This is a genomic window from Mycobacterium sp. SA01, from assembly GCF_041287105.1.
Taxonomy (GTDB): domain Bacteria; phylum Actinomycetota; class Actinomycetes; order Mycobacteriales; family Mycobacteriaceae; genus Mycobacterium.
The window spans coordinates 1-14,435 of record NZ_JBGGNO010000021.1 but is presented as its reverse complement, the minus strand read 5'-3'; the positions used below and the strand labels follow the sequence as shown (position 1 = coordinate 14,435).

Here is a 14,435-nt window from a genome sequence, read left to right as displayed (position 1 = left end):
AGTCGGACGCAAGGTCCACGTCGGGTATGTCGGCTGCGTCGTCGGTCATGATTGGTTCTGCTCTTCTTCCCACTCGGCTCGGACCAGCTCTTCGTTCACAACCCGGTCGCCGGTCCATGAAACCTGGAGCACACCAAGTGGTTCTGGCTGCTCGAATGCTACCGTCCTGGCCCGATAGAGTTCGAGCAGCGCCAAGAAGCGTCCGACGATCTGGATCGGCGCCTCGCAGTCGGCCACCAGTTCCTTGAACGACGCCCACTGCCCCGCCCCGCGTGACGACAGGAACTCCAACAGCAGCTCGGCCTGCTCCGGCACCGACACCTGCGAGGCATGCAAGTGCTCGGTCCCGACGGTGGGAACCGGGCGCGGGGTGAACGCCGCAGCGGCGATGTCGGCGAAGGCGGCGGCATCAACACCCAGCATGACCTCGGGAAGAAGGTCGGCGAAGCGATCCTCGACCGTCACCGCCCGGGGGTAGCTCCGCAGCGCTGCGGCCTCCAGTTCGGCGAACATCTCGGCGACATGCTTGAACGCGCGGTACTGCAGCAGCCGGGCGAACAACAGGTCGCGCACCTCGAGCAGCGCCAGATCCTCCTCGTCGTGCACATCGCCGGCGGGCAGCAGCCGCGCGGCCTTGAGGTCCAGCAGTGTGGCAGCAATCACCAAAAAGGTGGTGGTCTCGTCGAGCTCGAGCTTCGGCCCGATCTCCCTGGTGTACGCAATGAATTCGTCGGTGACCTGATGCAGCGCGACCTCGGTCACATCGAGGCGGTGGGCAAAGATCAACTGCAACAGCAGATCGAACGGACCCTCGAAGTTCGTCAGCCTGACACGGAAGCCCTTTTCGGGCGCCGGCGATTCGGTCACTTGCCGAAGCGGTCGATGACCTCACGGGCCAGCGATCGATATGCCTGTGCACCAACGGATTTCGGTGCCCAGGTGGTGATGGGCTCGCCGGCGACACTGGTCTCGGGGAAGCGCACGGTGCGGCTGATGACGGTGTCGAACACCAGATCGCCGAAGCGCTCCAGCACCCGCGCCATCACCTCACGGGCATTGACGGTGCGGTTGTCGAACCGGGTGATCAGGATGCCGCTGATCGTCAGCCGCGGATTGAGCCGCTCACGCACCTTGTCGACGGTGTCGGTGAGCAGGGCCAGCCCGCGCAGCGAGAAGTATTCACATTCGGTCGGGATGACCACCGCGTCGGAGCAGGCCAGCGCATTGACGGTGAGCAGGCCCAGCGACGGCTGGCAGTCGATCAGGACGTAGTCGTAGCGATCGAGGACGGGGTGCAGCGCGCGCGCCAGGGTCTGCTCGCGTCCGACCTCGTTGACCAGCTGGATCTCGGCGGCCGACAGGTCGATGTTGCTGGGCACCAGGTCCAGGTTCTTCACCCGCGTGTTGATCAGCACCTCGTCGATGCTCACCCGCGGTTCGATCATCAGGTTGTGGACGGTGTGGGTCAGCTCGTAGTGCGGCACGCCCAGACCCGCCGACAGCGCGCCCTGCGGATCCAGATCGACCAGCAGCACCCGCCGGCCGTACTCGGCCAGCGCCGCCCCCAGGTTGATCGTCGAGGTGGTCTTGCCGACCCCGCCCTTCTGGTTGCACATCGAAATGACCGTGGCCGGCCCGTGCGAGGTCAGCGGCTGTGGTTCGGGAATGTGGCGGGGCGGGCGGCCGGTGAGACCGATCGGTGTGGCTTCGTCTGCCTCGTCGGTCACGCCGTGCCCCCCGTCAGCAGGCTTTTCGGCGGCGTGGCGAACATCCGCGAAAGTCTAACGGTGTGTCGCCGCCACACGAGGCAGACCCGCGACATCATGCCCGCGGATGTGCGCCGGCCCAGACCTCGCGCAGGGCATGCACGGTGACCAGCGTGTAGATCTGCGTCGTGGTGACCGAGGCGTGGCCGAGGAGTTCCTGGACGACGCGGACGTCGGCACCGCCGTCGAGAAGATGGGTGGCGAAGGAGTGCCGCAGCGTGTGCGGTGACACAGCCGAGGAGATGCCTGCCCGTTCGGCGGCGTCCTGCAGCACCTGCCAGGCGCTCTGCCGCGACAGCTGCCCGCCGCGGGCGTTGAGGAAGATCTTCGGCGTGCCGCGACCCCGGCGCGCCAGATCCGGACGGCCACGCACCAGGTAGGCGTCCAGCGCCGCGATCGCCGGGCGGCCGACAGGCACCAGGCGCTGCTTGCCGCCCTTGCCGCGCAGCAGCACCGACCGGGCCTCGGTGTCGATGTCGTCGACGTCGAGGCCGACAGCCTCGGAGATCCGCGCGCCGGTGGAATACAACAGCTCGAGCAGGGCGCGATTGCGCAACGTCAGCGGTCCGTCCGACGGGCTGTCCCCGCCGGCGCCCTCGAGGAGGGCCAAGACCTCGTCGAGGGTGAGGCTCTTGGGGAGCCGACGGCTCGGGGTCGGCGGCTTGACCGCGCGGGCGACGTCGATGCCGATGATCCCCTCGGCGGCGGCGAACCGGTGAAAGCCGCGCACCGCAATCAGTGCGCGCGCGGCCGATACCGCCGACAGCGGCGTCGCGCCGGTGTCCGGATCGCCGCGGCGCAGCGCCACCAGGAACTCGCTGACGTCGTTCTCGCTGACGTTGGTCAGGTCATCGATGCCGCGCGACGACAAATGCTCGACGTAGCGGCGCAGGTCGCGCCGGTAGGAGCTGATGGTGTTGGCCGCCACCCCGCGCTCGATGGTCAAGTGGTCGAGATAGCCCTGCAGCTGATCGTCCAAGGGGGTTCGGAGGGCAGGAGCGGAGCGACCCGGGAGGTCGGTTCGGAGGGCAGGAGCGGAGCGACCCGGGAGGTCGGCCGAGAACGTCGTCATGAGCGGGCCTTCCCCGCGGCGAACGCCGTCGGGCGATCCGGGAACGGCACATCGACGGGGCGGGGCGACTTGTCGTCGACGATCACCGCGTGTGCGGCCAAGATGCCCGCCACCGCAGTGGAATTCACGATCTCCCCGGACAGCACCTGCTGCACCGCGTCGGCGATGTGGACCCAGTGCACTTCCATATCGGCTTCTTCGTCGTGCCCCTGGGGCCGCCCGACGTCGGTGAGGCTCCGGGCGAGATACACGCGCAACGCCTCGTCGCTGAACCCTGGCGAGGACATCAGGTCGACCAGCACGTCCCAGCGTTCGGCGGTCAGGCCGGTCTCCTCGCGCAGTTCCCGCGCCGCGGCTTCGGTCGGGTCCTCCCCCGGCTCGTCGAGTAGCCCCGCGGGCAACTCCCACAGCCGGCGCCCGATCGGGTGCCGGTATTGGTAGACCATCGCCACCCGGCCCGCGTCGTCGACCGCGACGACTGCCACGGCACCGTAATGCTCGACGACCTCGCGCTTGGCGATATTGCCGCCCGGCATCCGGACCTGATCGACTCGCAGGGCGAGAATGTTTCCGCGATAAGCGGTTTCAGAAGAGACGGTCTCGAAGTCGTGGTCAGCCACGGGCTGAGTGCTCTGGAACCTGCTCGGCCAGCGGCTGGGCCGCCTCTTCCGGGTGTTCCTTGCCGTTGGAGTGCTGCTCCGGGATCTCCAAAGACAACCGCTCGGCCGCCTTGTAGTCGATGGCAGCACCGACGAACGAGACGAACAGCGGATGTGGGCGGGTCGGCCGGCTCTTGAGCTCCGGATGGGCCTGCGTGCCGACCAGGAACGGATGCACATCGCGCGGGTATTCGACGAACTCGACCAGATGGCCGTCCGGTGAGGTGCCCGAGAACTGCAAACCGCTCTCTGCGATCCGGTCACGATACGAGTTGTTGACCTCGTAGCGGTGCCGGTGGCGCTCGGACACATGGGTCGAGTCGTACGCCTCGGCGACAATCGAACCGACTTCCAGCGTCGCCGGGTAAGCACCCAACCGCATGGTGCCACCCAGGTCGGCCTCCCCGGCGACAGCCTCACGCTGGTCGGCCATCGTGGAGATCACCGGATCCGGTGTGGCCGGGTCGAATTCGGCCGAGTTGGCTTCGGTCAGTCCCACCGATCGGGCCGCCTCGATCACGATGCACTGCAGCCCGAGGCACAGACCCAGCACCGGCAGCCCACGATGGCGGGCGTGGCGGATCGCGCCGATCTTGCCTTCGATGCCGCGGATGCCGAACCCGCCGGGGATGAGCACGGCGTGCACGTCACCCAGCGCGACGGCCGCACCGCTGTCGGTCTCGCAGTCGTCGGAGGCGACCCAGCGCATCTCGACTTTGGCGCGATGAGCGAACCCGCCGGCGCGCAACGCCTCTGCCACCGACAGATAGGCGTCCGAGAGGTCGACGTACTTGCCCACCAACGCGATTCGGACCGTTTCCTTGGGCTCGTGGACCCGGCGCAGCAGGTCGTTCCACTGCGTCCAGTCCACATCGCGGAACGGCAGATTCAGCCGGCGCACAACATAGGCGTCGAGTTCCTCGCGGTGCAGCACCTTCGGAATGTCATAGATGGACGGCGCATCGGGTGTCGAGATCACCCCGTCGATGTCGACGTCGCACATCAGCGCGATCTTGTTCTTCAGCGGCTCGGGCACGTCACGGTCGCAGCGCAGGATCAGCGCGTCGGGGCTGATACCGATACTGCGCAGCGCGGCCACCGAGTGCTGGGTGGGTTTGGTCTTCAGCTCGCCAGACGGCGCCAGATACGGCACCAGCGAGACATGCAGGAAGAAGCAGTTCTCCCGGCCGACTTCGTGGCGGACCTGGCGCGCGGCCTCCACGAACGGCAGCGACTCGATGTCACCGACGGTGCCGCCGATCTCGGTGATCACCACGTCGGGTCGGTTGCCCGACGCATCGGGCTCGGCCATCGCCAGGATGCGGCCCTTGATCTCGTCGGTGATGTGCGGGATCACCTGCACGGTGTCGCCGAGGTACTCGCCGCGACGCTCCTTGGCGATCACCGACGAATACACCTGCCCGGTGGTCACATTGGCCGAGCCGGACAGATTGCGGTCCAGGAAGCGCTCGTAGTGCCCGACGTCGAGGTCGGTCTCGGCGCCGTCCTCGGTGACGAACACTTCACCGTGCTGGAACGGGTTCATCGTTCCCGGATCGACGTTCAGATACGGGTCGAGCTTCTGCATCGTCACCTGCAGACCGCGCGCGGTCAGCAATTGACCGAGGCTGCTGGCGGTCAGGCCCTTACCGAGGGACGAGACAACTCCACCGCTGACGAAGATGTGCTTGGTGGCGGTCTGCGGGTGCTTGCGCAGTGGGGGCAAGAGCAACCTCCGTGACGTCGGGCAGGGGATCGCTGGGAACTGCCTGGGGCCTGCCTACCCACGGAATCTCACCCTAACACCGACCCCGACAAGCGTGCGCTAACACGCCAGTGGCCTTCGTTACCTCTGCGTTGCCCGGCGTCTACTGCGGAACGGTGAGCGACGCGGCGCCCGGCCCGATGCCGAACTTGCCCGACGGCGCCCCATTGATCAGGTTCTGCAGGGCCAGCACGGTGGTGATCCGGCCCGACTCGGAACTGATGTCGTCGACGGTGGTCACGTCGGCCGCCATCCCGGCGTCAGCCCGCGTCACCGCGAGCGCCGCGGTTCCGGTGGCTGATCCGTCCCGGCCGGCGAGCACCGTGCCCGACCCGTGCGGGGCCATCCCCGCGGCGAACCGGGCGACCGTGGACCCCTGGTTACCGGCGTCGTCGCCCAGAGCTCCCCCGGTCACCACGACGGCGGTGTTGGCCGCGGCCAGGCGGTCGCCCTGATAGGTCAAAAAGCCGGTGTCACGCAGCGCGGCCAGCACGGTGTCGCGCTGGGTGTCGTCCGCCGGTCGGATCGCGGGGTTGCGGTTGATCAGCAGCGCGATACCGAGCAGGTCGCCGGCCTGCGAGCCCTGATCGACCAGCGTGGTGCTCAGCTGTGCGCCGGCGGGCACGATCGAGGAGTTGACCACCGAGCGCAGCTTCTCCGCGGAGTTGGCGTCGACGAACTGCTGCGTCAGCGCGACCGTGCCGGTGACGGTACCGCCGGCCTGTCCGATCAGCCGGCTCGTCGCCGCCACATCGTCGTCGTTGGCGTCAGGGGTGCGGAACAACACCACCGACTTACCCGCCAACGCGTCCTTGACGATCCGGCTCGACATCTGCTTGTCGAAATCGTCAGCAGCACTGAGCTTTTCGTTCAGCGCATTGCGCTGATCGGTCAGTGAGGTGATCTGTTTGTTGAGGTCCTGCTTTTCGTCGCGCAGCCCTGACAGCAACGTGTCGGACAGCACACCGGAGCCCAGGAAGACGCCGACGGCCAGCGCAAGGAACACCGCAGCCAGCGAAATGGCATGGTGGCGTAGCGAAATCACAGCGGTGAGCCTTTCTGCTCTACGCCTAGGTCACCCAGCTCTGCACCCACAGCGAGAAGCGGTTCCAGTAGGTCACAATCCAGTCGATGACGAATGTGTCGGCCCGCGACACCCACAGCGCGGCGATGATCGCGAACAGTACCGCCAGGATCAGCATGGCGATCGCTCCACCGGAGATGTGGTTGCGGTACAGCGTGGCAACAGCTTTCGCGTCGACGAGCTTCTCCCCGACCTTCAGCCGGGTGAGGAAGGTCGACGGGTTGCTCTGCTGGCGGGAACGGTCGAAGAACTCTTCGATGCTCGCCGAGTGGCCGGCCGTCACGATCAGCGAGGCGCCGTGATGGTCGACGAGCAACAGCGCCAGATCGGCGGCCGAACCGGCGGCGGGGAACGTCATCGCCCCGATGCCCAGGTCCTGAATGCGTTCCAGGCCGTTGGCGTGCCCGTCGGCGTCGGCGGGAAGGACCACCTGCGCACCACTCTTGAGCACGTCAGCGCTCATCTGGTCGGGGTTGCCGACGATCAGCTGCGGCCGGTAACCGTTCTTCTGCAGCAGGTCCGCTCCGCTCTCCACCCCGATGAGCACCGGTTGGTACTCCTTGATGAAGGGCTTGAGCGCCTTGAGGTCGTCTTCGGCGCCGGGGCCGTCGGCCACCACCAGGACGTGGCGGCGGTATACGTCGACGTCGATGTCCGGGATGCCGATACCGTCGATCAGCAGCGGGCTCTCGCTGCGGATGAATTCGATGGTGTTGCCCGCGAATGCCTCCAGGTGCGCAACCAGCCCGGTCTTGGCGTCCTGCATGAGGTCGGCGATCTCTTCATCGCTGCGCTCCACGCCCAGGGCCAGCCTGCGATCGCCGGAGTACACCCCACCGTTGTGAAGCCGGATCTTCGCGCCGTCTTTGATCTTCTTGAAGACTTCGGGACCCGCGCTGTCGATCAGTGTGATGTTGTTGGCCACCAATACTTCCGGGCCGAGGTTCGGGTACCGGCCCGAGATCGACGGGGAGGCGTTGACCACGCCGGCGATGTTCGCGTCGACCAGAGCGTCAGCGGTCATCCGGTCCAGGTCGAGGATGTCGAGCACCACGATGTCCCCCGGGCCGACGCGGCGCAGCAGGCGATCGATGTCGCGATCGACGCGGGCTGTCCCCACGACTCCTGGTCGTGCACCGGTATTACGCGAGAGAAGCGCTGACATCTTCATGCTGGGATTCTGTCGGCGACCGGGCGGATATCGGCGGAGGCGCGCCGTAACACCAGCCACACAAGTCACATCTTGTCACAGCAGTAACACGGTTCGGATACGTGTATTTCCCGCATCCGAGACCCTCACCGGTTACCGTCAGCTAACCGATCGACGGAGCCGAGCATGAGCCGAATGTCCCGCGCGACCTGGCTCAGCGGGCTGGCCGTCGGGCTCGGTGTGGGCGCGGCCCTCCTGGCCGGGGGCGGCGTCGCCAACGCCGAGTCGCCCGGTAGCGGCTCAGCGCCCCACGGTGCCAGCACCTCGGCCGGTTCGGTCGGCCACTCACGGCCATCGTCGACCGCGACCGCGCCGAGGTCCCGAAAGACGCCCACTGCGGCAAGGCTTTCCACACCCGGGGCGGGAGTCGCCAGACCCGCGCCGCGTCCCGTGACGTCACCGCCTCCGGTGCCCGCCTTCGTCGCGGCGGTCACGACGTTCTTCGACGACCTCCATGACTCACTGACCGGAGCACCGGAAGCCCGGCCGACTCCGGTCGAGACGACGACGACTGCCTACGGGGCGATCGGGAAGTGGATGCTGGCCCGCAGCGGCGGCCTCGCCGACTGGCCCAGCCAGCAATATCCGTTCAAGACTTTGTACCAACCGATCAACGTGATCATCGTCGACCCGACGTCGACCACCGCCGAGGAGGCGGCCGACAGGCTCAACGCCGCCCTGGGTGCGGCCGGCTTCCCGGCCCAGCCCGTCCATTCCACGGGGTATCAGGGTCTGATCGACGGAGTCGTCTACGGGCAGCAGCCCACCGGACCCGAGCAGGCGTTCTCCAACGCCCATTGGCTGCTGACCAACGATCACGGCCGAGTGTTCGGCGCGGCGCCCGCGCCGGGCGGGACGGGCTACGTGTGGACCGCCTCGTTCAGCCGCGAGCGCGCCGGCTTCTTCTATGTCGTCCCCACCCACGTCTACGTGTCGTTCAATCGAGCGCGGGACGCGGTCCGGGCCGCGCTGGTGCGCACCGGCGCAACCGATCTGGGACTGGTTGACATGGACAACGAGCTCGACCGCCGGACCACCACCACCGGCGACCACGACGGCTACGCCGTCGTCATCCGGCTCAGCTGAGTCCCCGGTCGCCCTGCGCGGCGTCGAGCAGTTCGCGGGCGTGCGCGCGGCCGGTGTCGGACTCCCCCAGCCCGGCCAGCATCCGCGCCAGCTCGCCCACCCGCTCCTCGGTGTCGAGGCGGCGCACCCCGCTGGTCCCGTTGCCTGCGCTGTCGACGACGAGGTGGCTGTCGGCGTACGCGGCGACCTGCGGCAGATGGGTGACGACGATGACCTGGTGGCTGCGGGCAAGCCGCGCCAGGCGGCGGCCGATCTGCACCGCGGCCCGGCCACCGACGCCGGCGTCCACCTCGTCGAACACCATCGTGGTGCCCTCCGCCGACGCGGCGAGCACCACTTCCAATGCGAGCATCACGCGGGAGAGCTCACCACCGGACGCGCTCTTGTTCAGCGGCAGGACGTCGGTGCCGCGATGGGAGGTGAACCCGAATTCGACCAGGTCGATGCCTTCGCCACCGGCATGCACGGTCTCGCCCGACGGCAACCGCAACGGTGCGCTGTCGTCGTCGCGGGCCGGCATCAGCGACACCGTGACGCTGAAGTCGGCGTGCGTCATCGCCAGCCCGGTCAGCTCGGCGGTGATGGCCTTGGCCAATCCCTTCGCCGCTTTGGTGCGGGCTTTGGACAGCTCCAGGGCGGACGTCGCCACCTGACCGGCGAGCTCGTCGACGCGGCGGCCCAGCCCGGCCAGCGCATCCTCGGATACGTCGAGCTGCGCCAGACGCTCCCGCGACTCCTTGGCCCACGCCAGCACTCCGTTGACGTCCGCGGCGTACTTGCGGGTCAGGTTGCGCAGCTCGGCCTGACGCGCCAGCTTGGTCTCCAAGGCACTGGCGTCATCGGGCAGGTCGCCGAGGAAATCGCCGAGTTCCCGGGCGACGTCGCCGGCGACGGTCAGCGCGTCGGTGAGCTGGCGGGCCAACGCCCCCAACGCGGGATCGTCAGTGGACTGCAGCAGGGCGGCCGCACGCCCCAAAGTATCCGTGGCCGAACGGGGTTCACCATCGGCGAGGTCATCGGCCGACAGGTTGGCACGGGCACCGGCGACCGCCTCGCGCAGCGCGTCGAGTTCGGAGAGCCGGCGGATGTCGGCCACCAGCGATTCGTCTTCTCCTGGCGTCGGGTCGACGCCGTCGATCTCGGTCAGCGCGAACTTCAGCCGGTCCGCCTCCTGAGCCAGCTCGCGCGCCCGGTTGGTCCGGTCCACCAGATCCCGCCGTGCCACCTGCCACTGGTCGCGCAGCTTCTTGTAGCGCTCGAGTTTCGCGTCGACGCCGGTGAAGCGGTCCAAGGCGGCGCGCTGTTCCTCGGGGCGCATCAGCCGCAGCTGGTCGTTCTGGCCGTGCAGTGTCAGCAGTTCCGAGGTGAAGGTCGACAGCGACTTGGCGGGCACGCTGCGCCCGCCGAGGTAGGCCCGCGACGGCCCGTCGCGGCTCACGGTGCGCAGCGCAATGATGCTGCCGTCGTCGTCACGGTCGGCACCCGAGGAATCCAGGATCTCGTCGATCCGCTTACCGGTGGCATCATCGAGTTCCGCAGTGGCGAAACGGCCCTCGACGACGGCCCGCTCAGAACCCGACCGCACCCTGGTGGCATCGGCGCGCGCCCCGCCCAGCAGGTGCAGTCCGGTCACCACCATGGTCTTGCCGGTGCCGGTCTCGCCGGTCAGCACGGTCAGGCCGCGGTCGAACTCCGCGGTGGCGGCGCTGATCGCGCCCAATGACTCGATCCGGATCTCAGCCAGCATCGCCGATTCACTGCCCTCGCCAGCCGGTGACCGGCAGCCGGAACTTGCGCACCAGACGATCGGTGAACGGCGCGCTGTCCAGACGCACCCACTTCAGCGGTGTCGTGCACTTGGTCACCTCGAGCCGCCCGCCGGCAGGCACCCGCATCTCGCGGCGACCGTCGCAGAACACCAGCGCCTCGTGGCTGTCGTCCTCGATCTCGATCGCGATCAGCGCAGTCGGGCTGGTCACCATCGGCCGCGCGAACAACGCGTGAGCGTTGTTGGGCACCACGATCATTGCCTCCAGATCCGGCCAGACCACGGGGCCGCCTGCCGAGAACGCGTAGGCGGTGGACCCGGTCGGGCTGGACACCAGGACGCCGTCGCAGCCGAAGGCGGACACCGGCCTGCCGTCGATCTCCAGTACGACACCGATCACCCCGAGCCGCGCGCCCTTTTCCAGGCTGGCCTCGTTGAGGGCCCAACCGCGGGCGATGACCTCCCCCTCGGCGCGCACCGCGATGTCGAGGGTCATCCGCTCCTCGACGCGGTAGGTGCGGGTGACGACGTGTTCGAGAACGGTGTCGATGGCTTCGGCTTCGGCCTCGGCCAAGAACCCGATGCGCCCCAGGTTGATTCCGAGCACCGGAATCTCCGCGTTGCGGGCCAGTTCGGCGGCCCGCAGGAAGGTGCCGTCACCCCCGAGAACGAGCACCAGCTCACACCCGACGGCCGCGTTGGCATCGGCGTCGACCACTTCGGTCGTCGAGCCCACCGCCTGCATCTCGGTGGGGTCGAAATGGGTGCCCCGGTCCACGGATTCGGCGGAGAGAACCCGCAACGCTATGCCGTTGTCGCCCAACACCTTTTCCACCCGGCGGGCGGTCTCGATGGCCTCCTCGCGGGCAGTGTGTACGACGAGCAGGATCGCCCGCTCAGAAGTCATTGCGGTCCTTCCGCGACGGCGCGGCGCACCGCGGCGTCCAGTTCGTCTCCGTGCAATCCGTTGTCTGTTTCGGCACGCAGCCACAGAAAGTATTCGACGTTGCCCGAGGGGCCGGGCAGCGGGCTCGCGGTCGCGCCGACGGTCTGCCAGCCGAGCTCACCGGCGCGAGCGGCGACAGCCAGTACCGCAGACGTCCGCAATTCCGGATCGGACACCACCCCGCCGGCACCGACCTGCTCGCGACCGACCTCGAACTGTGGCTTCACCATGGGAACGATATCGGCGTGCGCGGACGCGCAGACAGTCAGTGCGGGCAGCACCGTGGCGAGTGAAATGAACGACAGGTCGGACACCACGAGGTCGACGGGGCCACCGATCGCGTCGGGCGTCAGGTCCCGCACATTCGTGCGCTCGATGACCGTCACCCGCGAATCGGAGCGCAGCGACCAGGCCAGCTGGCCGTAGCCGACGTCGACGGCCACGACTTCGGTGGCGCCGCGATCCAGGAGCACCTCGGTGAAGCCGCCGGTCGAAGCGCCCGCGTCGAGGCAGCGCCGCCCGACCGGGTCGATGGCAAAGGCGTCGAGGGCGCCGATCAGCTTGTGGGCGCCGCGCGACACCCAGGTCCGCTCGTCGCCGGCCTCGACGGTCAGGTTGGCGGTGACGGCGACCGCGGTGGCGGGTTTGACCGCACGCATGCCGTCGATGCTGACCCGGCCGGCACCGATGAGCTCCGCGGCCTGCTGTCGTGACCGCGCCAGTCCGCGACGGACCAGCTCAGCGTCAACCCGGGCACGCCGCGTCATGCGCGAACTCAGCCCTTCTCCACCGATTCCAGCGCATTGACCAAGATCTGGTGCGCTTCCTCGAGCTGCCTTCCGACGGCATCGATGTCGACACCGGCGACGTCGGCGCTGTCGGGATCGACGCTGGGCACCTGGGCCAGCACGGCGTCGATATCGGCGCGAATCTGTTCGGGGTCGGCGTTCATATCACCGTTCACGCTAGCTGATCCTGCGCCGTCAGCAGGGACCAGCGCTGCAGCGCGGCGCGTGCGGCATCGTCACCGGCGCGCACGGCAAGTCGGCGTTCGCCGTCGGCTGCATCCCACACCGCACGAGCGGTGGCACGAACCACCGAGAGCCCGTCGTCGCTGTGGTCTGCGTCTGCCGTGGTCACAATCACCGAACCGTCGCTGACCTCGACACGCCAGGCTGCCTGCTCGGCTACCCGCAGAGCCTCGGAGGCGGTGTGCAGATCGCGGAGGTCGGCGCCGATGTAGGTGGGACGTTGCTCCGGGACCGCGTGCACCGCCTCGTCCGCGGTGCTGACCCCGCACAGCACCATCAGGCTGGGCAGATCCGCTGCGTTGGCGCCGGCGATGTCGGTGTCCAGGCGGTCACCGACCACCAGCGGAGTGCCAAAGGAGCCGCGCGCCAGCGCATCTCGCATCAGCGCCGGAGCGGGCTTACCCGCCACCTGGTATTCGGCGTCGGTGGCGGTGCGCAGTGCGGCGACCATTGAGCCGTTTCCGGGTAACAGGCCCCGTTCGGTGGGCAGGGTGCGGTCGACGTTGGCGGCCACCCAGAGCGCACCGGAGCGGATGGCCAGTGCGGCCTCGGCCAGGTCTGGCCATCCGGTCGTCATGGAGTGTCCCTGCACGACGGCGACGGGCTCGTCATCAAACCGTCTGACCGGCTGCAGTCCGACCGCCTCGACCTCGCCGACCAGCGCATCGGTCCCGACGACCAGCACCTTGGATCCCGGTTTCAGCTGCTGGGCCAGCAGTCGTGCCGCACTCTGGGCACTGGTCACCACATCGGCTGCGTCGGCGACGAAGCCGAGTTCGCGCAAGTGCGCGGCCACATCCTCTGCAGCGCGGGAGGCGTTGTTGGTGACGAACAGTTTGCGGGTCTGCGCGACCTCGAGGGCATCGATCGCTCCCTCGGTCGGCTCATGACCGCGAAACACGGTGCCGTCCAAATCGAGCAGCAAGCAATCATGTTGCTGCGCAAGGGTAGTCATCTCAGGCCAGCTCGCCGACCCGGTCTTCGGCGTCGGTGACGCCTTCGACGTCGGCGGCGGCGGCATGGATGAACCACTGCAGCGCGTCCTCACCGCGATCGAGGGCCAGCAGCGTCTCGGCGTAGGCGTAGAACAGTCGGGCAGCGGTCGAGCCGGTGCGAGACGGGTCGGGTTGAGGGGTGGACAGCACCACCAGCGCCTGCTCGAGCTGACCGAGGTCGGCACGCGCCCCTGCGGCGACGATCCGCAGCTCGTCGGCATCGTCGCCGGTGAGCTCGGCCGCTTCGGGGCTGCGGGCCAGTTCGATGGCGCGTTCGGGCCGCCCTACGCCGCGTTCGCAGTCGGCGATCAGAGGTAGCAATTGCGACTTGCTGCCCATCCGCCGGGCAGCACGGAACTCGGACAGCGCCTGGGCCCAGTCACCGCACTGGTAGGCGGCGATGCCGACGGCCTCGCGTACCGCCGCGATGCGACCGGAACGAGCCCGCGCGGCTTGGGCGTGTTCCAGAGCGGCCTGCGGATCTTCGTCGAGCAGCTCGCCGGCCGCGACCAGGTGACGGGCCACGGTGTCGGCGGTCGAACGATCCAAAGTTGAGAGCTCGCCCCGGATTTCGGGCGCTAGCTGCTTGGCCTCGATCGACGACGGAATGATCGGACCGGCCTGGGCCCCGGTGCTGCTGTCGTCGCCGGGGGTCTGCCGTGGCTGTGCCGGCCGAGCACGGCCCGGCCCCGACCGGCGTGGCGGGCTGCTGCTCCAGCGATCGCGGTTCCCGGCACCGGCCGCCGAGGGACGACGGGGCGGACGCCCACCGGAATTGCCTTGCCTGTCATCGACCACCTGTAAAGGATACGGGCAGCCCTCAGACAGTCACAATTCGGATAATTGAAAAGCAGCCAATGGAATTGGACATTCAAATGGAAACGCCCCCCGATTTCTCGGGGGGCGTTTCACTAAATTGTGTTCGGCGGTGTCCTACTTTTCCACCCTGTTGGGTAGTATCATCGGCGCTGGTAGGCTTAGCTTCCGGGTTCGGGATGGGACCGGGCGTTTCCCTGCCGCTATGGCCGCCGTAACTTTATTCACTCTTTTTTG

15 protein-coding genes and 1 rRNA gene are annotated in these 14,435 nt (G+C 68.1%); 1 reads left to right on the top strand and 15 read right to left on the bottom strand.

Annotation, left to right across the window (positions count from 1 at the left end; all coding sequences use genetic code 11):
- Positions 1-45: 45 nt before the first annotated feature.
- The 8 genes from AB4879_RS23960 to AB4879_RS23925 form a co-directional block, all read right to left on the bottom strand.
- Positions 46-867: a segregation/condensation protein A gene (locus tag AB4879_RS23960; protein WP_036344817.1), complete on the bottom strand. Its 822-nt coding sequence runs from the start codon at positions 865-867 to the stop codon at positions 46-48.
- Positions 864-1,727: a ParA family protein gene (locus AB4879_RS23955; protein ID WP_036344816.1), complete on the bottom strand. Its 864-nt coding sequence runs from the start codon at positions 1,725-1,727 to the stop codon at positions 864-866. Before AB4879_RS23955 ends, AB4879_RS23960 begins: the two co-directional genes overlap by 4 nt.
- A 94-nt stretch (positions 1,728-1,821) precedes the next feature.
- Positions 1,822-2,838, bottom strand: coding sequence for a site-specific tyrosine recombinase XerD (gene xerD / locus AB4879_RS23950; RefSeq protein WP_370509577.1), 1,017 nt, complete (start codon positions 2,836-2,838; stop codon positions 1,822-1,824).
- Positions 2,835-3,458, bottom strand: a complete 624-nt coding sequence (locus tag AB4879_RS23945; RefSeq protein WP_370509576.1) for an NUDIX domain-containing protein — start codon at positions 3,456-3,458, stop codon at positions 2,835-2,837. The genes xerD and AB4879_RS23945 overlap by 4 nt, the downstream gene beginning before the upstream one ends.
- Complete coding sequence (locus tag AB4879_RS23940) at positions 3,451-5,214, bottom strand: CTP synthase (protein ID WP_370509892.1); 1,764 nt, start codon at positions 5,212-5,214, stop codon at positions 3,451-3,453. The genes AB4879_RS23945 and AB4879_RS23940 overlap by 8 nt, the downstream gene beginning before the upstream one ends.
- Before the next feature lie 151 nt (positions 5,215-5,365).
- A complete protein-coding gene (locus tag AB4879_RS23935) occupies positions 5,366-6,307 on the bottom strand; it encodes a copper transporter (protein WP_102806450.1) in 942 nt (313 codons plus the stop codon).
- Positions 6,308-6,332: 25 nt separating this feature from the next.
- Positions 6,333-7,517, bottom strand: coding sequence for a putative cytokinetic ring protein SteA (steA, locus tag AB4879_RS23930; protein WP_102806451.1), 1,185 nt, complete (start codon positions 7,515-7,517; stop codon positions 6,333-6,335).
- Positions 7,518-7,642: 125 nt separating this feature from the next.
- A complete protein-coding gene (locus AB4879_RS23925; RefSeq protein WP_370509575.1) occupies positions 7,643-7,990 on the bottom strand; it encodes a hypothetical protein in 348 nt (115 codons plus the stop codon).
- On the opposite strand from AB4879_RS23925, the gene AB4879_RS23920 reads away from it, so the two are divergent.
- The gene (locus AB4879_RS23920; RefSeq protein ID WP_370509574.1) at positions 7,965-8,642 is read left to right on the top strand and encodes a hypothetical protein; all 678 of its coding nucleotides are present in this window, start codon (positions 7,965-7,967) and stop codon (positions 8,640-8,642) included. The two genes, AB4879_RS23925 and AB4879_RS23920, sit on opposite strands and share 26 nt — an antisense overlap.
- On the opposite strand, the gene recN is transcribed toward AB4879_RS23920, so the two are convergent.
- The 7 genes from recN to rrf form a co-directional block, all read right to left on the bottom strand.
- Complete coding sequence (gene recN, locus AB4879_RS23915) at positions 8,635-10,389, bottom strand: DNA repair protein RecN (protein ID WP_370509573.1); 1,755 nt, start codon at positions 10,387-10,389, stop codon at positions 8,635-8,637. The two genes, AB4879_RS23920 and recN, sit on opposite strands and share 8 nt — an antisense overlap.
- 7 nt (positions 10,390-10,396) lie before the next feature.
- Complete coding sequence (locus tag AB4879_RS23910) at positions 10,397-11,317, bottom strand: NAD kinase (RefSeq protein WP_102806453.1); 921 nt, start codon at positions 11,315-11,317, stop codon at positions 10,397-10,399.
- A complete protein-coding gene (locus AB4879_RS23905; RefSeq protein ID WP_370509572.1) occupies positions 11,314-12,123 on the bottom strand; it encodes a TlyA family RNA methyltransferase in 810 nt (269 codons plus the stop codon). The genes AB4879_RS23910 and AB4879_RS23905 overlap by 4 nt, the downstream gene beginning before the upstream one ends.
- Before the next feature lie 8 nt (positions 12,124-12,131).
- Positions 12,132-12,320, bottom strand: coding sequence for a hypothetical protein (locus tag AB4879_RS23900; protein WP_036344808.1), 189 nt, complete (start codon positions 12,318-12,320; stop codon positions 12,132-12,134).
- The gene (locus AB4879_RS23895) at positions 12,317-13,342 is read right to left on the bottom strand and encodes an HAD-IIA family hydrolase (RefSeq protein WP_370509571.1); all 1,026 of its coding nucleotides are present in this window, start codon (positions 13,340-13,342) and stop codon (positions 12,317-12,319) included. Before AB4879_RS23895 ends, AB4879_RS23900 begins: the two co-directional genes overlap by 4 nt.
- A 1-nt stretch (position 13,343) precedes the next feature.
- A complete protein-coding gene (locus tag AB4879_RS23890) occupies positions 13,344-14,180 on the bottom strand; it encodes a hypothetical protein (RefSeq protein ID WP_370509570.1) in 837 nt (278 codons plus the stop codon).
- A 122-nt stretch (positions 14,181-14,302) separates the two neighbouring features.
- A 5S ribosomal RNA gene (gene rrf / locus AB4879_RS23885) occupies positions 14,303-14,415 on the bottom strand.
- Positions 14,416-14,435 lie beyond the last annotated feature (20 nt).

What these genes read in the sequence shown, in the direction of transcription:
- xerD (WP_370509577.1), bottom strand. Translation starts at nt 2,838, where the DNA reads ATGACGACGTTCTCGGCCGACCTCCCGGGTCGCTCCGCTCCTGCCCTC.
- steA (WP_102806451.1), bottom strand. Translation starts at nt 7,517, where the DNA reads ATGAAGATGTCAGCGCTTCTCTCGCGTAATACCGGTGCACGACCAGGA.
- recN (WP_370509573.1), bottom strand. Translation starts at nt 10,389, where the DNA reads ATGCTGGCTGAGATCCGGATCGAGTCATTGGGCGCGATCAGCGCCGCC.
- AB4879_RS23910 (WP_102806453.1), bottom strand. Translation starts at nt 11,317, where the DNA reads ATGACTTCTGAGCGGGCGATCCTGCTCGTCGTACACACTGCCCGCGAG.
- AB4879_RS23905 (WP_370509572.1), bottom strand. Translation starts at nt 12,123, where the DNA reads ATGACGCGGCGTGCCCGGGTTGACGCTGAGCTGGTCCGTCGCGGACTG.
- AB4879_RS23895 (WP_370509571.1), bottom strand. Translation starts at nt 13,342, where the DNA reads ATGACTACCCTTGCGCAGCAACATGATTGCTTGCTGCTCGATTTGGAC.